At 65.9% G+C, this 17,356-nt stretch carries 18 protein-coding genes; 9 read left to right on the top strand and 9 right to left on the bottom strand.

The window, feature by feature from the left end; genetic code table 11:
- Positions 1 to 172 precede the first annotated feature (172 nt).
- Positions 173 to 1,669 (top strand): DEAD/DEAH box helicase, encoded by a 1,497-nt coding sequence (locus VGN93_RS12265; protein ID WP_327507711.1) that lies wholly within the window; start codon positions 173 to 175, stop codon positions 1,667 to 1,669.
- Between the two features lie 9 nt (positions 1,670 to 1,678).
- Positions 1,679 to 2,089, top strand: a complete 411-nt coding sequence (locus VGN93_RS12260; protein ID WP_327507710.1) for an NUDIX domain-containing protein — start codon at positions 1,679 to 1,681, stop codon at positions 2,087 to 2,089.
- Between the two features lies 1 nt (position 2,090).
- On the opposite strand, the gene VGN93_RS12255 is transcribed toward VGN93_RS12260, so the two are convergent.
- From VGN93_RS12255 to VGN93_RS12220, 8 genes are all read right to left on the bottom strand, one after another.
- Positions 2,091 to 4,205: a TonB-dependent receptor domain-containing protein gene (locus VGN93_RS12255; protein ID WP_327507709.1), complete on the bottom strand. Its 2,115-nt coding sequence runs from the start codon at positions 4,203 to 4,205 to the stop codon at positions 2,091 to 2,093.
- Between the two features lie 109 nt (positions 4,206 to 4,314).
- Positions 4,315 to 4,632: a TfoX/Sxy family protein gene (locus tag VGN93_RS12250; protein ID WP_327507708.1), complete on the bottom strand. Its 318-nt coding sequence runs from the start codon at positions 4,630 to 4,632 to the stop codon at positions 4,315 to 4,317.
- Between the two features lie 3 nt (positions 4,633 to 4,635).
- Positions 4,636 to 6,246: a molybdopterin-binding/glycosyltransferase family 2 protein gene (locus VGN93_RS12245; RefSeq protein ID WP_327507707.1), complete on the bottom strand. Its 1,611-nt coding sequence runs from the start codon at positions 6,244 to 6,246 to the stop codon at positions 4,636 to 4,638.
- Positions 6,243 to 6,941 carry an XdhC family protein gene (locus VGN93_RS12240; protein WP_327507706.1) on the bottom strand — a complete coding sequence of 233 codons (699 nt, stop codon included), beginning with the start codon at positions 6,939 to 6,941 and terminating at the stop codon, positions 6,243 to 6,245. Before VGN93_RS12240 ends, VGN93_RS12245 begins: the two co-directional genes overlap by 4 nt.
- Positions 6,941 to 7,273 carry an XdhC family protein gene (locus VGN93_RS12235; protein WP_319321579.1) on the bottom strand — a complete coding sequence of 111 codons (333 nt, stop codon included), beginning with the start codon at positions 7,271 to 7,273 and terminating at the stop codon, positions 6,941 to 6,943. The genes VGN93_RS12240 and VGN93_RS12235 overlap by 1 nt, the downstream gene beginning before the upstream one ends.
- 10 nt (positions 7,274 to 7,283) lie before the next feature.
- Positions 7,284 to 8,504, bottom strand: a complete 1,221-nt coding sequence (locus tag VGN93_RS12230) for a VWA domain-containing protein (protein WP_327507705.1) — start codon at positions 8,502 to 8,504, stop codon at positions 7,284 to 7,286.
- Between the two features lie 15 nt (positions 8,505 to 8,519).
- Positions 8,520 to 9,395 (bottom strand): MoxR family ATPase, encoded by an 876-nt coding sequence (locus tag VGN93_RS12225; RefSeq protein WP_327507729.1) that lies wholly within the window; start codon positions 9,393 to 9,395, stop codon positions 8,520 to 8,522.
- A gap of 78 nt (positions 9,396 to 9,473) precedes the next feature.
- A complete protein-coding gene (locus tag VGN93_RS12220) occupies positions 9,474 to 9,956 on the bottom strand; it encodes a flavin reductase family protein (protein ID WP_327507728.1) in 483 nt (160 codons plus the stop codon).
- A gap of 186 nt (positions 9,957 to 10,142) precedes the next feature.
- On the opposite strand from VGN93_RS12220, the gene VGN93_RS12215 reads away from it, so the two are divergent.
- From VGN93_RS12215 to purB, 6 genes are all read left to right on the top strand, one after another.
- Positions 10,143 to 11,219: an ABC transporter substrate-binding protein gene (locus tag VGN93_RS12215; protein WP_327507704.1), complete on the top strand. Its 1,077-nt coding sequence runs from the start codon at positions 10,143 to 10,145 to the stop codon at positions 11,217 to 11,219.
- Positions 11,220 to 12,221: a P1 family peptidase gene (locus VGN93_RS12210; protein ID WP_327507703.1), complete on the top strand. Its 1,002-nt coding sequence runs from the start codon at positions 11,220 to 11,222 to the stop codon at positions 12,219 to 12,221.
- Between the two features lie 82 nt (positions 12,222 to 12,303).
- Entirely contained in the window at positions 12,304 to 12,981 is a 678-nt protein-coding gene (gene rpe, locus VGN93_RS12205; RefSeq protein ID WP_327507702.1) for a ribulose-phosphate 3-epimerase, read from the top strand.
- Complete coding sequence (locus VGN93_RS12200; protein WP_327507701.1) at positions 12,978 to 13,715, top strand: DUF2259 domain-containing protein; 738 nt, start codon at positions 12,978 to 12,980, stop codon at positions 13,713 to 13,715. Before rpe ends, VGN93_RS12200 begins: the two co-directional genes overlap by 4 nt.
- Positions 13,716 to 13,717: 2 nt before the next feature.
- Positions 13,718 to 14,248: a hypothetical protein gene (locus tag VGN93_RS12195; protein WP_327507700.1), complete on the top strand. Its 531-nt coding sequence runs from the start codon at positions 13,718 to 13,720 to the stop codon at positions 14,246 to 14,248.
- A 59-nt stretch (positions 14,249 to 14,307) separates the two neighbouring features.
- Complete coding sequence (gene purB, locus VGN93_RS12190; RefSeq protein WP_319321600.1) at positions 14,308 to 15,615, top strand: adenylosuccinate lyase; 1,308 nt, start codon at positions 14,308 to 14,310, stop codon at positions 15,613 to 15,615.
- A 113-nt stretch (positions 15,616 to 15,728) separates the two neighbouring features.
- On the opposite strand, the gene VGN93_RS12185 is transcribed toward purB, so the two are convergent.
- The gene (locus VGN93_RS12185) at positions 15,729 to 16,532 is read right to left on the bottom strand and encodes a DUF2189 domain-containing protein (protein WP_327507699.1); all 804 of its coding nucleotides are present in this window, start codon (positions 16,530 to 16,532) and stop codon (positions 15,729 to 15,731) included.
- A 171-nt stretch (positions 16,533 to 16,703) separates the two neighbouring features.
- Between VGN93_RS12185 and VGN93_RS12180 the strand changes: the two genes are divergently transcribed.
- The gene (locus VGN93_RS12180; RefSeq protein WP_327507698.1) at positions 16,704 to 17,264 is read left to right on the top strand and encodes an alpha/beta hydrolase; all 561 of its coding nucleotides are present in this window, start codon (positions 16,704 to 16,706) and stop codon (positions 17,262 to 17,264) included.
- The last annotated feature ends 92 nt before the right edge of the window (positions 17,265 to 17,356 follow it).

Here is a 17,356-nt window from a genome sequence, read left to right as displayed (position 1 = left end):
TGCGGATGGCAAAACCATCCGCCACACCCTTCAAATTGCTCGGGTATTCACCAAATTCGCTGATTTCCTTGACTTTCCGGCACTTTCGGCATATCTGCGCTGCATCCTAGCGGCGCGTCGACCGCTGAAACCCATTGCGTTCGCAAGAACCGGAACGGAAATAGTTTTCCCTTTGACCACTTTTGCTGATCTTGGCCTGAGCCCGAAAGTCCTCTCTGCCGTCACGGATTCGGGCTATACGATCCCGACTCCCATCCAGGCGGGCGCCATTCCGCCAGCCCTGGCACGGCGCGACATCCTCGGGATCGCCCAGACGGGCACCGGCAAGACGGCCTCCTTCGTTCTGCCGATGCTGACGCTTCTGGAAAAAGGCCGTGCCCGGGCGCGCATGCCCCGCACGCTCATCCTGGAGCCGACGCGCGAACTCGCAGCGCAGGTCGCGGAAAACTTCGAAAAATACGGCAAGAACCACAAGCTGAACGTGGCACTGCTCATCGGCGGCGTCTCCTTCGACGAACAGGACCGCAAGCTGGAACGCGGCGCCGACGTCCTGATCTGCACGCCCGGTCGCCTGCTCGACCATTGCGAGCGCGGCAAGCTCTTGATGACCGGCGTCGAAATCCTCGTCATCGACGAAGCCGACCGCATGCTCGACATGGGCTTCATCCCGGATATCGAGCGCATCGCCAAGCTGATCCCGTTCACGCGCCAGACGCTGTTCTTCTCGGCCACCATGCCGCCGGAAATCCAGAAGCTGGCCGACCGCTTCCTGCAGAACCCCGAGCGCGTCGAAGTCTCGGTCCGTTCCTCGACCGCCACGACCGTGACGCAGCGCCTGGTGGCGACGCACAGCAAGGATTACGAGAAGCGCGCGACGCTGCGCGACCTCATCCGCGCCCAGGAAGACCTGAAGAACGCCATCATCTTCTGCAACCGCAAGGTCGACGTTGCCGACCTCTTCCGTTCGCTCGACCGCCACGGCTTCTCCGTCGGCGCGCTGCACGGCGACATGGACCAGCGCTCCCGCACCACGATGCTGGCCAATTTCAAGGAAAACAAGCTTACCCTCCTCGTGGCATCCGACGTCGCGGCCCGCGGCCTCGACATTCCGGATGTGAGCCACGTCTTCAACTTCGACGTCCCGATCCATGCCGAGGACTATGTCCACCGCATCGGCCGCACCGGCCGTGCCGGCCGCTCGGGCGCCGCTTTCACCCTGGTATCCAAGCGCGACGGTAAGTTCGTCGACGCCATCGAGAAGCTGATCGACCGGAAGGTCGAATGGCTGAACGGCGGCCTCGATGCCCTGCCGCCGCAGGCCGAAGGCGAGGAGCGTGAACAGCGCTCCCGTGGCGGCCGCGAACGTGGCGGTCGTGATCGTGACCGCTCCCGTGGCCGCAAGGGCGAAGCCCGCGTGACCGAGACACGCCCCGAGACCAGCGAGACCGAAGAGAAGGTGGAAGTTGTGAAAGCTGAACGCAAGACGGAAGGGCGGCCGCAGCAACCCGCTCGCAACCCGCGCGCCGCGAACCATGCCGCGCCGCGTCCGGCCAACGACGACAACCGTGAGCGTCGCAACCGCTACCGCCGCGACGACGATGATGGCCCGACGCCGCTCGGCTTCGGCGACGAGATCCCCGCCTTCATGCTGATCGCCGGCAAGGCCTGATCTCCTAGCATGTCCATTCCAGGCATCGATGTGCCAGGCCTCGGTTGCGGCCTGGCTATTTTGCGTGAGGGCAGGCTCCTGCTCTACCGGCGCCTTCGCGCGCCGGAAGCCGGCTCGTGGAACATCGTCGGCGGCAAGATCGACCATATGGAACGTGCCGTCGATTCCGCCCGCCGCGAGGCCGAGGAGGAATCGGGGCTGACGATCGGCACCGTCGACTTCCTGTGCATTTCCGAACAGATCATCGTGGAGGAGCGCCAGCACTGGCTGTCGCTCATCTATGTGACGGAGGATTTTGCCGGCGAGCCGCGCGTCATGGAACCGGAAAAGCTGCCGGAATTCGGCTGGTTCGCGCTCGATGCCCTGCCCTCGCCGCTGTCGCGCTTTGCTGCCGACACGGTGAAGGCCTTGCAGAGATAGATCAGAACCGCGCCGTCGCGCCGATGATGAAGGTGCGGCCGCGGCCGTTCTTGACGCCGCCATAGCTGTCCATCAGGCCGGCATTCGCCTTCATGTAGCTCTCGTCGAAGACGTTCTCGACATTGACGAAGATCTTGGCGTTCTCGTTGATCTGCCAGGAGGCGTGCGCGTCGAAGAGCGTATAGGCGTCGAGCTCGAAGGCCATTTCCTGGTTGATATAGGCCTGCTTGCTCTTGCCGACATATCGCATGCGCCCGCCGACGGTGAGCGTCTCCTCGAGGAATCGCATGCCGACGTCGATCGTCGCGAAATCGTCGGGAAGCCGGCCCGTATCGCCGCCCACACCGGCAGCAGCCCCTTCCGGCTGGTTGGTATCGGCCAGCGTCAGCGAGAAGCCGGCGAAATACCGGCCGGCATCGTAGCCGCCTTCCAGTTCCAGCCCCTTCATGACCGTCGTGCCATCGACATTGACCCAGCGCGCCGCGCCGTCCGTGTCGATGTCATAGGTGATATAGTCGCGGATGCGGTTGTGGAAGAAGCCGACCTTCAGCCAGGCGGAATCGCCGGGCGTCAGCAGGTCGTCCGTCGTCATGTTGACGCCGATATCCCAGCCGCGGCTCTTTTCCGGCGAGAGGTTCGGGTTGTTGTTGATCGGGTCGGAAGAGCCATCGAAGCTGTGGCCGCCCGGATAGAACATCTCGGCCGCCGTCGGCGGGCGCGACGTGTGGGCATAGGTTATATAGGGCTGCAACCAGTCGAGCGGGCGGGCGGCAAGCGTGATCTTCGGGTTGAGGTCGCCGCCGTCGCGCGACAGTTTTTCCATCGCGCACGGCTCGCCATTGGCCGCACAGCCATTGGTGCCCGGCGCGTCATAGCCGCTGATGCCTTCCAGCGACCAGTAATCGTAGCGCAGGCCGCCGGTCAGGTCGAAAATGCCGCGCGTGATCGTCGCCTCGCTGAACACGCCGGCCTTGACCAGCGTTCCATCCGGATTGGCGCCGCGCTTGGCATTGCCCTCGTAGCGGTCGCGGCTATAGGCGCCGCCATAGGTGAGCTTCAGTTCGGTCTCGTCGCTGAGGTCGAAACGCATGCGGTTGGAAATGTCGAAGCCGGTCGTTGTGTTGGTGCCCTTGCGGCCGTCGAACGTGGTGACATTGCCGTTGCTGCCGTCGAATTCGAGATCCGTGATGTTGAGGTAGGCGTTGATGCTGAGATCGATCAGGTCGCTGCCCGGCTGATAGGTGTATTTCGCCGTATAGGTCTGGTTCTCGATCTGCCAGTTGTAGCCGGAACTGCCCGGCAAAAAATCATTGCCGTACCAGATGGCGCCGAGCGCCAGCTTGTGATCGGAATCCGGCGAAAGGTTGATCTTGAACAGGCCCGATTTCGGATGCTGGTCGCCGGCAAACGGGTAAGACACGCCGTCGCCGTTGTCATAGGGGCTCTTCTTCGTATCGCTGAGCGCGCCGACGATGCCGATCTCGCCCTCGCCCGTGTCGGTGCGCGCAGCCCCCGTCAGCAGGCGCGAATAGTCGAAACCGTTCGTGCCGGCACGCACCGAGGTCATCACGCCATAATCGCGGCCGGGCAGCAGCACGTCGTCGACATCGAGCGTGCGGAAATTGGCGGCACCCGCCAGCGTGCCCATGCCCTCGGCGCCGGAGACGGCACCGCGCGTCACATCGACGCCGACCAGCATGTTCTGCTCGACATAGAGCATATTGTCGAAGGTGCCGCCGTGACCGGACAGGTTGCGAAAGGTCTGCGGCACGCCGTCGATCATGCTGTTGACGCGGCCCATGCCCTGGAGACCGCGGATATTGACGGTGATGCCCGGCTGGTCCGACGGTTCACGGGTGAAGGTGCCGGGCGACGAGCGCAGCACCTGCGTGACGTCGCCGGCATAATCTTCCTGGATCTTGACGCGATCGGCCTTCGAGACTGCCGCCGGGATATCGATGATGCCGTCCCCGTCGCTGTCGCCCTCGACGTCGATCTGCTGGAGGTCCGTGGCGGTCGCATCCTGAGCCTTGAGCGGACCCGCGGTTGCCAGAAGCGCAAGCGCCATGGCCGTGCCCGCAAGTAGCGTCGACGCGGAAAAACGATCGTATGTCATGGAACCCTCACCGGACGTTTCGTTCGCGCAAACTCAAGCGCGAACCCTCCGGTAATGGACAACATGACAATATAAGTCAAGTTTGATTGCGGCGTTTTCCGGCCGCTTTTCAGCGGGCGCGCAAGGCCGCCTCATAGGCCCGCCGCACCCAGATCGCCATGATATCGGGATCGTCGAGCGCCTCGTCGGGAATGGACCAATAGGGCATTTTCACGGGCTTGCCGCTCTTGCCTTCGTAAAGCCATTGCCGGCTGCCGGCGGCGGAAAAGTCCGGCGCGCTTTCCTCGTCGGCCTTCAGAAGGATTTCGCCCTTAAATTCGAGCGCCAGGATGCGGCCCTGGTGATAGATGCCCTTGCCGCCGAACATGCGCTTGATCGTCACCGGTCCCAGCGCCTGGAACATCTCTTCGATGCCATCACGATCCATGTCCTACCCTTTCAGAACGCCGCCCGCGGCCAGCACCGCCTCCGGCGTGTCGACATCGATATGCGCCGCCTCGCCGATCTCCACGTCGACAATGTCGAGCCCAGCGCTCTCGACGATATGCCGCGCACCGACATCGCCTTCAAGCGCGCGGATGGCGGCAAAGGTCGCGCGTGGCAGCACGACGGGATTGCCACGCTTGCCGCCGGACACCGCCCGGACGATGGCATTGCCGCCGGCTGCGGCAAAGGCGTCGAGCAGCAGGCGGACGTCGGCGCCGGTGACATGCGGCATGTCCGCCAGCATCACCACGACGCCGTCGCAACCCGGCCCGAGCGCGGAAATACCGGCGCGAAGGGAGGTCGACATGCCCTGCGCGTGGTCCGGATTGCGCACGATATCGAGCCTCAAACCGCCAAGCTCCGCCTCGATCTCGTCTGCCCGGTGGCCCGTGACGACCAGCACGCGAGCGGGCTTTGCCGCAAGCGCTGCCTCCGCCGCGCGGCGCACCAGCGCCTCGCCGTCGAAGGCGGCAAGCAGTTTGTGGCTGCCGTTCATGCGGCTGGCACGGCCGGCGGCCAGCACCAGCGCTGCGACGGACAACGGTTGTTCCTGACCGCGCAGGTCACGCGGCTGCGGGCGGGTGGGAATTTCCGCGAGAAGACCGCCGACACCCATTCCCGTTATCTCCATCGGCCCCGGATTCTCTCCGGCGAAGATGCGCGCGAGAATCCAGTCGAAGCCGTTTTCCTTGGGGCTGCGCGCGCAGCCCGGCGCGCCGATCACCGGCACCGCGCCCACGCGACCGAGAACCAGCAGGTTGCCCGGATCGACCGGCATGCCGACATGCTCGACCACGCCGCCCGCGGCGCGGATGGCCGCCGGGATCACATCGTTTTGATCGGTGACGGCGGAGGCGCCGAAGACGAGGACGAGGTCGTTGTCCGCGGCCGACCGGTGGATTGCCTGCGCAAGCGCGCCCGCCCGGTGCGGCACCCGCGCCTCGCCCGTTAGCCGGCTACCGGACGGCTGCAGGCGCTGCTCGACGAGGCGGCGCGTCTTGTCCATCACGGAGACCTTGAGCGTCGGCAGTTCGGTCGCGACAAGGCCGACGCGGTGCGCCGCGAAGGGTTTGACCTCCAGCGCCCGGCTGGTCGCCATGACGGCCGCGGCCTTGCGGGCGAGTTCGCCGGAAACGGCAAGCGGGATGATCTTGATCGTCGCCACCATGTCGCCGGCCGTAACGCTGGCATGGTCCGGCAGGGTGGCGACGGTGATTGCCGGATCGACCCGGTTGAACCGGTCGATCGCCGCCCGGTCGGCGACAAAAAGCCCGTTCGCCGTCGCATGCAGGTTGATGCGGCCGGTCGCGGGCGGGGTGAAGGTGAGATGATCCGGAGGGATTGCCGCGGCAATCAGCGATGCCGCCTCGTCCTCGCCGATATCGCCGGCCTCGAGCCGCACGGCGATGACGGTCACGACACCGGCGGCAGCCAGCGCGTCGCGATCCTCTGCCGTCACCACATGCCCCTTGTGCAGCGACAGCCCGTCGATGCGCACGCCATGCGCCAGACGCGCGCCGACAGCCTCGGCAACCGGAACTTCGCCAAAAATCATGACGTGGTCCCGAGCAGAGGCCGGCGACGCAGATGCGCGACGATATCCGCCAGGATGGCGACCGCGATCTCCGCGGGGCTGGCGGCACCGATATCGAGGCCGATGGGGGCGGAGATGCGCGCGATCGCCGCCTCGCCGTGCCCGAGCGCCGTCAGGCGCTCGACACGCTTGGCATGCGTCTTCCGGCTGCCGAGCGCGCCGATGTAGAAACAGCCCATGGCAAGCGCCTGCGACAGCGGAAAATCGTCGATCTTCGGATCATGCGTGACGGCGACGAGCGCCGTATAGGCATCGAGCGGCCGCGCCTTCAGCACATCCTCCGGCCAGTCGGCGACGAGGTCGATATCGGCAAAACGCTCCTCCGTGGCAAAGGCCGTGCGCGGATCGATGATGGTGATGTCGAAGCCCGCCACCCTCGCCATCTGCGCCAGCGCCTGGCTGATATGGACCGCGCCGATGACGACGATGCGTGCCGGCGGCAGATGCACGTTGAGGAAGAATTGGCGGCCGTCCGCCTCCACCACCCCGGATTTTCCGGACCGCAGGGCGTTTGTTATCGCATCGCCGAGCGGTCCTGCCACCGGGTCACCCTCGCGGATCACGCGGTCGCGCCCGTCGCCGAGATCCGTCAGGTGGATGACGGCGCGCCGCGCCGTGCGTTCCGCGTTCAGCTTGCGCAGCAGGTAGGGATCCATCAGCCGATACGCTCCACATAGACGCGGATACGCCCGCCGCAGGAGAGGCCGACGCGCCAGGCGGTCTCGTCGGCGACGCCGAATTCCAACATGCGCGGCTCACCCTCGGAAATGACCTCCATCGCCTCGCCGATCACGGCGCCCTCGACGCAGCCGCCGGAAACGGAGCCGTGGAAATTGCCCTCGCCGTCGATGACCAGATGGCTGCCGACCGGGCGCGGCGCCGAGCCCCAGGTCTCGACCACGGTGGCGAGCGCCACCATGCGCCCGTCGTCCATCCAGCGTTCCGCGATGGTCAGCGGGTCGAGCACGTCGTTTGCGGTTGCGTCCATTTTCATCTCCTCATGCCGCCGGCATAAAACGCCGCGGGTCGCCGGCACCGCGCGGGGCAGCACCCGAAAGTGCTGCCACCAGGTCCGCCATGGCATCCAGATTGTGCACCGGCCGCAGGTCGTCGACATGCGGCAGCATGGCGCGAACCCCGCGCGCCCGGGCTTCGAACCCTTCGAAGCGCAGCAGCGGATTGAGCCAGATCAGCCGCCGGCAGGAGCGGTGCAGCCGGTCCATTTCCGTTTCCAGCAGTTCGATGCCGTCGCGCTCCAGCCCATCGGTGATGAGCAGCACGACGGCGCCCTGCCCCAGCACGCGGCGCGACCATAGCCGGTTGAACTCCTTCAGCGCCTCGCCGATGCGCGTGCCGCCGGACCAGTCGCTGACCGCCTGACTGCATGCCTCGACGGCGAGATCGGGATCGCGATGGCGCATCGGGCGGGTGACGTTGCTGAGCCGCGTGCCGAACAGAAAGGCATGCATGCGGCGGCGATGGTCGCCGAGCGCATGCAGGAAATGGAGAAAAATGCGCGTGTACTGGCTCATCGAACCGGAAATATCGGCGAGCACGACGAGCGGCGGATGAACCGTCCTCGGCGCGCGGTGGCGCGGCAGGATCAGCGCGCCGCCGGTGCGCATGGCATGACGCATCGTGGCGCGCGCATCGATCGCGACGGGTCGGGTGCTGCGGCGAAAGCGGCGCGTGCGCACCTCGTCCAGCGGCAGCACGAGATTGGATATGGCGCGCTTGGCTTCGGCAAGCTCCGCTGCCGTCATCTGCGCGAAATCCGTCCGCCGCAGAACCTCGCTGCCGGAGGCGGTGAAACGGGCGTCGATCTCGATATCCGGCTCGTCGCGAAGGCGCTGCTCCTGCCGTCCGAACAGCGCATCGGAAACGCGGGTCTCGCCCGCCTTGCGCTTCTCGCGCTCCTCGTGCCGCGTGACGACGGGCGACATCAGCGCGATCATTTTCCCCACAAGGTCGCGCGCTCGCCAAAAGAGCCGGAAGGCCTCGTCGAAGACGGCATCGTCCTCGTGGCGCTTCACGAGTGTCGCGTGCAGCGCCGTATAGAATTCCTCGCGGTCGCCGATGCCGATCGCCTGCACGGCCTCGATGGCGTCCGTAACGGCCGCCGGCCCGATGCGCAGGCCGGCCTTCCTCAGCACGCGGGCGAAAAACACGATATTGTCGGCAAGCCGCCCATCCACGGCGTTCGAAACATCGCTTTCCACCACCATCACCATCGCTCAGCCCGCCGCTGCCAGACCGGCCTTGACGTCGTCGAGCAGCTTGCGGCCCTCCGCGCCGTCGATGCGCGCGATGTCGTCCTGGTATTTCAGCAGCGTGCCGAGCGTATCGGCGACCGTTTCGGGATCGAGCGCCACCCGGTCGAGTTCGGTCAGCGCCGTCGCCCAGTCGATGGTTTCGGCGACGCCGGGATTCTTGAAGAGATCGAGCATGCGCAGCTTCTGCACATAGGCGACAACCTGGCGCGACAGCGTGTCGTTGCAGCCGGGCACCTTGCGGCGGATGATCTCCAGTTCCTGGGCCGCCTGCGGATAATCGACCCAGTGATAGAGACAGCGCCGCTTCAAGGCGTCATGCACCTCGCGCGTGCGGTTCGTCGTGATGATGACGATGGGCGGCTCGGCGGCGCGGATCGTGCCGAGCTCCGGCACCGTCACCTGAAAATCGGACAGCACTTCCAGGAGGAACGCCTCGAAGGCCTCGTCGGTGCGATCCAGCTCGTCGATCAGGAAGATCGGCGCGCGGCCGTCCGGCGCGGAAAGCGCCTGGAGCACCGGGCGGCGGATCAGGTAGCGCTCGGAGAAGATATCGGCCTCGATACGGCCGCGGTCGGTGGTGCCGGAGGCTTCGGCTAGCCGGATTTCCAGCATCTGCGCCGGATAGTTCCACTCGTAGACAGCCGAGGAAATATCGAGGCCTTCGTAACATTGCAGGCGGATCAGCGGGCGGTCGAGCGAGGCGGCCAGCACCTTGGCGATCTCCGTCTTGCCGACGCCGGCCTCGCCTTCGAGGAACAGCGGCCGCTTCATGCGCAGCGCGAGAAACAGCACGGTGGCGAGCGAGCGCCCGGCGAGGTAATTGCCGGCCGAGAGCATCTCCACGGTTTCATCGATCGATTGCGGGATATGTCCGCGCTGGTAAACCAAGCCGCTCCTCCGTTCCGAAGGTCGAACTTATAGCGTGTGGTAGCCCCGGTCCATATAGAGAAGCGCCGGTTTGTGCTCGCCGGTGGAAATGCCCATCACCTCACCGATCAGGATCATGTGCGTCGCCATGACCTTCAATTCGACGAGCCGGCAATCGAAGGCGGCAAGCGCATCCATCAGCACCGGAGAACCGGTCACCAGCTCTCCCCAATTGCCCATGGCGAAGCGCTTTTCCGACGTCATCGCGGGATCGCGGCCGGAAAAGGCGTTGGCAAGCTCGACCTGGTCGGCGGAAAGCGAATTCAGCGCAAAATGGCCGCTCCTGGAAAAGATCGCATTGTTCGGGTTGGAGGCGTTGAGGCAGGCAAGCACCATGGCCGGATTGTCCGACACCGAGCAGGCGGCGGTGATCGTCACGCCGCGCTTCTCGCCCTCGTGCGCCGTCGTCACGATCTGCACATGGCCGGCATAGCGGCTCATCGCATCACGGTAGAGCGACGGGTCCAGCATCAATCTGTCCAACACGGCATTCTCCTTCAACACAGGAGATACATGGCGAAAGTGAAGAAAAATGTAACCCCTGAAGTCGAATTTTCCTGTCCTGCCAGAGACAAGCGCGGATTTGTGACGATATTTTTCTTTGACCGCGCCGGCCCGGCCCGTACAAAGGGCATCATCGCGATCCATGGATTGAGAATGAAGACCTTTTTCATCGCCAGCCTCATCGGCGCCTCGGTGTTTTCGGCCTGGCCGGCGACGGCCGCCGGCCTCACCTTCGCCGTCGTCGCGCCCGCGGATGGGCCGCTCGCGATCCTCGGCCAGCAGGTGCGCGACGGCGCGCGCTTTGCGGCGGAGGCGAATGGCGACACGGTCGTGGAGATCCCGGAAGCCTGCGACGAGACCGACGGCGACGGGATCGCGACGCAGATCCTGGCCGCGGACGCCGTTGCCGCCGTCGGCTTCCTCTGCACGGAAGGACTTGCGGCCTCGCTGCCGGCGCTCGCCGAGGCAAAGGTGCCGGCGATCACGCTCTCCGTGCGCTCGGGCATCCTCATGGAAGACGCGCTGAAGAAGACATGGCCGTTCTTCCGCCTGGCGCCCGGCCCGAAGGCGGAGGCCGACAAGGCGGTCGAGGTCATCACCCGCGACTGGAAATCCGAACCCTTCGCCCTCATCGACGACGGCACGATCCATGCCCGCGAGCTGGTCGAGGCCATCCGGCTGCGGCTGGAGGAGGTCGGCATGAAGGCCGTCTTCGTCGACACCTATCGCCCGGCGCAGGAACAGCAGCTCACCCTCGTGCGCCGCCTTGCGCAGACCGGCGTCACCCATGTCTTCGTCGGCGGCGACCGCACCGATATCGCGGTGATCGCGCGGGATGCAAAAGCCGAAAAGGTGTCGCTGGCGCTGCTCGGCGGCGAGGCGTTGCTCGGTGCCGACCCGAGCGTGCCGATGACCGACGGCGTCGAGGCGATCGCGCTGCCGGACTATGCGGCGCTGCCGGAGGGCCAGGCGGTCGCGGCGGCGATGAAGGCGAAGGACATTTTTGCGGAAGGCTACGTGTTGCCCGCCCATGCCGCCATAACCGCGCTTGCAACGGCAGCCGCCGAGGGCGGCGATCTTGCGGAAAAACTCGCAAGCGGCAGTTTCGCGACGGCGATCGGCCCGGTCGCTTTCGGCGCGGACCACGAACTCGGCGACAATCCTTATCGCCTGCTCGTCTGGCGCGCGGGTGCCTTCGTGCCGGCCGGCACAGCGCCGGAAAGCGAATAGATGAAGCCGGGCGCGAAAAACAGCATCACCGATGTCGCCGGCCTGAAGGTCGGCAATGCGACGGATCATGCCCTGCGCTCCGGCGTCACCGTCGTCGTCTGCGACGAGCCCGCCACCGCCGCGGTGCAGGTGCTCGGCGGCGCGCCGGGAACGCGCGAGACCGATCTTCTGGAGCCGCACAACACCGTGCAGACGGTCGATGCCATCGTGCTTGCCGGCGGCTCGGCCTTCGGGCTCGATGCGGCGTCCGGCGTGCAGGCGGGTCTGCGCGAGGCCGGGCGCGGTTTTGCCGTCGGGGCCTTTCGCGTGCCGATCGTGCCCGCCGCCATCCTCTTCGACCTGATGAACGGCGGCGACAAGGACTGGGGGCGCTACCCGCCCTATCGCGAGCTCGGCTATGCGGCGCTTGCCGATGCGGCCGCCGATTTCGAGACGGGCAGCGTCGGTGCCGGCACCGGCGCGCTCACCGCGACCGTCAAGGGCGGCCTCGGCTCGGCCTCCAGCGTGCTGGAGAGCGGCTTCACCGTCGGCGCGCTGGTGGCCGTCAATGCGCTCGGCTCCGCGACCATCGGCAACACGAGACATTTCTGGGCGGCCCCCTTCGAGGAAGGCGACGAGTTCGGCGGCCTCGGCCTGCCGGCACCCTTCCCTGCTAACGCCCGCATGCCGCGCACCAAACTGTCGCGACGCCCGACGGGCGTGGAGAACACCACCATCGCCGTCATCGCCACCGATGCCGTGCTGAGCAAGGCGGAGGCCAAGCGGCTGGCGATTGCCGCCCATGACGGCTTTGCCCGCGCGCTCTGGCCGGCGCATACCCCGCTCGACGGCGACCTCGTCTTCGCGCTTGCCACCGGCAGGAGCGGCCGCGCGCCGGCACCGGAGGATTTCATCACGCTCTGCGCTGCCGCCGCCTCCACCATGGCCCGCGCCATCGCCCGCGGCGTGCACGATGCGGTTCCGATGCCCGGCGATGTCATGCCAAGCTGGTCGATGCGGTAAATTCGCCCGTTGTTCCCCCCTGCCGGGGATGGTATGGCGACGCCGAAATCCTTGCCCCACATCCTTTTCCAGGGAGCCTGACATGACCCTTCCCATCCGGATCGCGCCCTCCATCCTCGCCGCCGACTACGCGAAACTCGGCCAGGAAGTGCGCGACGTCGTCGCGGCCGGGGCGGACTGGGTCCATCTCGACATCATGGACGGCCATTTCGTGCCGAACATTTCCTTCGGCCCGGATGTCATCAAGGCGCTGCGCCCGCACACCGACGCCTTCTTCGACTGCCACCTGATGATCGCGCCCGCCGACCCCTATCTCGAAGCCTTTGCCAAGGCGGGCTGCGACAGCATCACGGTGCACGCCGAGGCCGGCCCGCATCTCGACCGTTCGCTGCAGGCGATCAAGGCGCTGGGCAAACGCGCCGGCGTGTCGATCAATCCCGCGACCTCGGAAAGCATTCTCGACTATCTGCTCGACAAGATCGACCTCATCCTCGTCATGACGGTCAACCCCGGTTTCGGCGGCCAGAAATACATTCCCTTGATGCAGGAGAAGCTGCGCCGCGTGCGAAAAATGGTCGGCGACCGGCCGATCGACATCCAGGTCGATGGCGGCATCGCGGTCGATACGATCGCGCTGCCCGCATCCGCCGGCGCCAATGTCTTCGTCGCGGGCTCGGCCATCTTCGGCGGCGGCCATGTTGACGCCTATCGCAAAACCATCGACACTCTGCGCAGCAATGCGGAGGGTGCGCGGGCGTGACGGTTTTCGGAAGAGCGGCGGCAGTCGCGCTGCTCGCCTCCCTGCTGGCGGCGGCCGGCGCATCGGCCGGCGACTTCGCGAGCTACCAGACGCTCGGCTTCTCGCCGGACGGAAAGGTCTTTGCCTACGAGGAATTCGGCGTCCAGGACGGCTCCGGCTTTCCCTATTCGAACCTCTATTTCATCGACACGGAGAAGGATTCCTATCTCTCCGGCACGCCGATCCGCGTGCGCATCGATAACGAGGAGGCGGACCTCGCCAAGGCGCGCGCCGAAAGCCTCGGCAAGGCGAAAAGCCTTATCGAACAGCACAAGGTGCTCTCCAATCCCGGCGTGCTCGCCGCCTTCAATCCGGTCGGCGAAGTGGGCGTCGATCGCAAGCGCCTCGAATATCTGCAATATGCCATCGAACCGACGCCCGGCGGCAGCTTCGCGCTGGCGATCGACGACATCCCGCTCGACGTGTCAGACCGCTGCCGCGACCTCGTGATCGAGGGCGGCAAGGGCTTTCGCCTGACGCTCGTCAAGCGTGACGGTGCGGCGGCCGACGAGGTGCTCCACGCGGATACGCGCGTGCCGGACAGCCGCAATTGCCCGCATTCCTACCAGATCTCCGGCGCCGTGACCTTCAGCCCGCTCGGCGCCGATCCGGTCCATGTCGCTCTGGTGCTCGTGCGCAGCTTCGGCTTCGAGGGCAGCGACGGCCGCTGGATCGCCGTTCCCTTCCGGCCTTGAGCATGGATGTCGCGGCGGGCACGACGGGCGCAGCGTTTCGCGAACCAACTCCAATCCTGCCCTCCCTGCCGCTCCATCTCGGCGGCGCCGTGGGCTGGGGCCTGCTGATGGTCGCCTGCGCCTATGTATCGCTCGTGATGCAGGGGCGCACCGAGACCTTCCACCTCGATACGATCCTCTCGATCTACGCCGCTGGCGGCCTTGCCGCCTGGCTCATCGCTTTGCCGATGGCCCGCCTGCTGACGCGGCGCCGCAACGTCGAAACGCGTTTCGCCGCGCATTTCGCGCTGCTCGGCCTCGGCACCATCGCGCTCACCGCATTCTTCTTCGCCATGGACTACCGGCTGTTCTATGCGCAATGGCACCAGCCCTTCGGCACGCGCATCTGGGCCTATCAGTTCGTCTTCACGTCGCTCGGCGCCTGTTACCAGTTCCTCGTCATGGGCCTCGGGCTCTACCTGCCGGTGGGATTGCCCGTGCTTGCGGGCGCCAGCCTGTGGCTCGCGCGATGCATGCCCTCACACATGCGTTGAGCTTGCCGGCCATCTTTGCTAAAGCGGCGGCAACGCCCACCTGAGAAAGTCTTGAGCCGATGATCCCCCGCTATTCCCGACCGGACATGGTCGCCATCTGGTCGCCCGAAACGAAGTTCCGCATCTGGTTCGAGATCGAGGCGCACGCCTGCGACGCGCTGGCGGACCTCGGCGTCATCCCGAAATCGGCGGCCGAGACCATCTGGGAAAAGGGCGGCAAGGCCGAATTCGACGTTGCCCGCATCGACGAGATCGAGGCCGTCACCAAGCATGACGTCATCGCCTTCCTGACGCATCTCGCCGAATTCGTCGGCCCCGACAGCCGCTTCGTGCACCAGGGCATGACGTCGTCCGACGTGCTGGACACGACCTTCAACATCCAGCTCGTGCGCGCCGCCGATATCCTGCTCGCCGACATGGACCGCGTGCTGGCCGCGCTCAAGGCCCGCGCCTTCGAGCACAAGGACACGATCCGCATCGGCCGCAGCCACGGCATCCATGCCGAGCCCACGACGATGGGCCTGACGCTCGCCCGCTTCTACGCCGAGATGGACCGCAACCGCGCCCGCCTCGTGGCAGCGCGCGCCGAAATCGCCACCGGCGCGATCTCCGGCGCCGTCGGCACCTTCGCCAATATCGATCCGCGCGTCGAAGAGCATGTCTGCGAAAAGCTCGGCCTGACCCCGGAGCCGGTCTCCACGCAGGTCATCCCGCGCGACCGCCATGCCATGTTCTTCGCCGTGCTCGGCGTCATCGCCTCGTCGATCGAGAATGTCGCGATCGAGATCCGCCATATGCAGCGCACGGAAGTGCTGGAAGCCGAAGAGTTCTTCTCGCCGGGCCAGAAGGGCTCGTCCGCCATGCCGCACAAGCGCAACCCGGTGCTGACGGAAAACCTCACCGGCCTCGCCCGCCTCGTGCGCATGGCCGTGACGCCGGCGATGGAAAACGTGGCGCTCTGGCACGAGCGCGACATTTCGCACTCCAGCGTCGAGCGCGCGATCGGCCCGGACACGACCGTGACGCTCGACTTCGCGCTGAACCGGCTTGCCGGCGTCATCGAGAAGCTGGTGATCTATCCGGAGAACATGCTGAAGAATCTCAACAAGTTCCGCGGCCTGGTTCATTCACAGCGCGTTTTGCTTGCCCTTACGCAAGCCGGCGTTTCGCGCGAGGACGCCTACCGCCTCGTGCAGCGCAATGCGATGCGGGTCTGGGAACAGGGCAAGGATTTCCTGGAAGAGCTGCTCGCCGACGCGGAAGTGCGCGCCGCCTTGTCCGAAGAGCAGATCCGCGAAAAGTTCGACCTCGGCTACCACACCAAGCACGTCGACACGATCTTCCGCCGCGTCTTCGGCACCGTCTGACGTCAGTGAGGACGTGAGGACCAGAAACGGCGATGGCGCCAATGGCGCCATCGCCCCCCTCTGACGGGCGGCCTTGCGCCCTCCTCCTGGCGCGCGTTACACCCGTAAAATTCCTATTGCGGTTCGTCGACAACGATCTTGCGGTAGAGATGCCAGGTGGCGTGGCCGAGGATCGGCATGACCACGGCAAGACCGACGAAGAGCGGCACCGTGCCGATGATCAGCAGCGCCGCGACGATCAGGCCCCAGCAGGCGATCGGCACCGGGTTGATCAGCGTTGCGCGCAGCGACGTCTCCATCGCGGCGACGGCGCCGACATCCCGGTCGAGCAGCATCGGAAAGGCGATGACGGTCGTCGCCAGCACGATCAGCGCGAAGCAGAAGCCGATGGCATTGCCCGCAAGCATCAGCAGGAGCCCGTTTTCAGAACTGAAGATGGAGGCGAGGAACAGCGCGAGCGATTGCGGCGGCTCCGGCCCGAACAGGCTGGTATAGAGGATTTGCGCGAAGACCAGCCAGGCGACGAAAAGTGCCATCAGCATGGCGCCGACGGCAAGGATGGAGGGCAGCGCCGGAGAATGGCGCACATCCAGCGCATGGCGCCAGGACGTATCCATGCCGCGCTCGCGCCGCCGGCTGATCTCGTAGAGGCCGATGGCGAAGAAAGGGCCGAGCAGCGCGAAGCCGGCAATCAGCGGAAAGATCAGCGGCAGCAGGTTGGCGCCGGAACTCCAGGTGACCAGCACAACGCCCGAAATCGGGTAGATCAGGCTGAGGAAGACATAGTGCGAGGGTTTTGCGCGAAAATCGTCAAAACCGCGCGCCAGCGCGTCCCGGACGTCGGAAAGCCCGATCCGCCGGATCGCCGGGCGCGCCACCACGCTGTCGTGGCCTGCCATCACATGAAAAGTCGCCATGATCACTCCTCCTTGCCGGTTATAAACCGTCACGGCGTGCGCGCGTGTGGAGGGTAATCGTCCGCCAGTACGGCCGGCCGTCATTGCATCGAAGATGGCGGATTATACACCCGGCCGGCGATTTGTCCTCCCCTCTTGACTTCAGGACTTCGTGAACGCACATGCGGCCGCATGAAAGCGTCAGAAGCGGAAATCCTCATCGTTCCCGGCTACACCAATTCCGGGCCGGAACACTGGCAGAGCCGGTGGCAGAACAAGCTCGGCTCGGCGCGCCGCGTCGAGCAGGCGGACTGGGCAAAGCCGGTGCGTGAAGACTGGGTGCAACGCGTGGTCGAGGAAGTGGCGGCCGCGACGAAGCCCGTCGTGCTCGTCGCCCATTCGCTCGGCGTCGCCGCCGCCATCCATGCCGCGCCCCACCTCGGCAACAAGGTCGCCGGCGCCTTCCTCGTCGCGCCGCCGGATGTCGCCAACCAGGACATCCGCCCGAAACACCTGACGACCTTCGGTCCCTACCCGCGCGAGCCGCTGACCTTCCCGTCGCTGGTGGTCGCCAGCCGCAACGATCCGTTCGGCACCTATGAACACGCCGACGACATCGCCGCCGCCTGGGGCGCGCTGCTTCTCGATGCCGGCGAAGCCGGGCATATCAACACGGAATCCGGCCACGGCCCATGGCCGGAGGGCACGATGGTCTTCGCCCAGTTCCTGAGCCGCCTCAAGGCGCCCGAATGACGCTAGCCTGAAGGCGGTATTTCGTCATTAAGAGGAATTTCATAGAAATCCTGCACGCTCTGGCTGTTTAGTTCAAGCAGGCGCCGCGTTTC

The sequence above is a fragment of the Shinella sp. genome (assembly GCF_035998705.1).
GTDB lineage: Bacteria > Pseudomonadota > Alphaproteobacteria > Rhizobiales > Rhizobiaceae > Shinella.
Note: the sequence above shows the minus strand (reverse complement) of the source record. Positions and strands in the feature narration are given on the sequence as shown.

Excerpts from the sequence above, each read along its gene's own strand:
- VGN93_RS12185 (WP_327507699.1), bottom strand. The coding sequence starts at position 16,532 with ATGGCGACTTTTCATGTGATGGCAGGCCACGACAGCGTGGTGGCGCGC.
- VGN93_RS12225 (WP_327507729.1), bottom strand. The coding sequence starts at position 9,395 with ATGCTCTCGGCCGGCAATTACCTCGCCGGGCGCTCGCTCGCCACCGTG.
- VGN93_RS12255 (WP_327507709.1), bottom strand. The coding sequence starts at position 4,205 with ATGACATACGATCGTTTTTCCGCGTCGACGCTACTTGCGGGCACGGCC.
- VGN93_RS12215 (WP_327507704.1), top strand. The coding sequence starts at position 10,143 with ATGAAGACCTTTTTCATCGCCAGCCTCATCGGCGCCTCGGTGTTTTCG.
- VGN93_RS12180 (WP_327507698.1), top strand. The coding sequence starts at position 16,704 with ATGAAAGCGTCAGAAGCGGAAATCCTCATCGTTCCCGGCTACACCAAT.
- VGN93_RS12210 (WP_327507703.1), top strand. The coding sequence starts at position 11,220 with ATGAAGCCGGGCGCGAAAAACAGCATCACCGATGTCGCCGGCCTGAAG.
- VGN93_RS12195 (WP_327507700.1), top strand. The coding sequence starts at position 13,718 with ATGGATGTCGCGGCGGGCACGACGGGCGCAGCGTTTCGCGAACCAACT.
- VGN93_RS12235 (WP_319321579.1), bottom strand. The coding sequence starts at position 7,273 with ATGGACGCAACCGCAAACGACGTGCTCGACCCGCTGACCATCGCGGAA.
- VGN93_RS12240 (WP_327507706.1), bottom strand. The coding sequence starts at position 6,941 with ATGGATCCCTACCTGCTGCGCAAGCTGAACGCGGAACGCACGGCGCGG.
- VGN93_RS12245 (WP_327507707.1), bottom strand. The coding sequence starts at position 6,246 with ATGATTTTTGGCGAAGTTCCGGTTGCCGAGGCTGTCGGCGCGCGTCTG.
- VGN93_RS12250 (WP_327507708.1), bottom strand. The coding sequence starts at position 4,632 with ATGGATCGTGATGGCATCGAAGAGATGTTCCAGGCGCTGGGACCGGTG.
- purB (WP_319321600.1), top strand. The coding sequence starts at position 14,308 with ATGATCCCCCGCTATTCCCGACCGGACATGGTCGCCATCTGGTCGCCC.
- VGN93_RS12220 (WP_327507728.1), bottom strand. The coding sequence starts at position 9,956 with ATGCTGGACCCGTCGCTCTACCGTGATGCGATGAGCCGCTATGCCGGC.
- rpe (WP_327507702.1), top strand. The coding sequence starts at position 12,304 with ATGACCCTTCCCATCCGGATCGCGCCCTCCATCCTCGCCGCCGACTAC.
- VGN93_RS12260 (WP_327507710.1), top strand. The coding sequence starts at position 1,679 with ATGTCCATTCCAGGCATCGATGTGCCAGGCCTCGGTTGCGGCCTGGCT.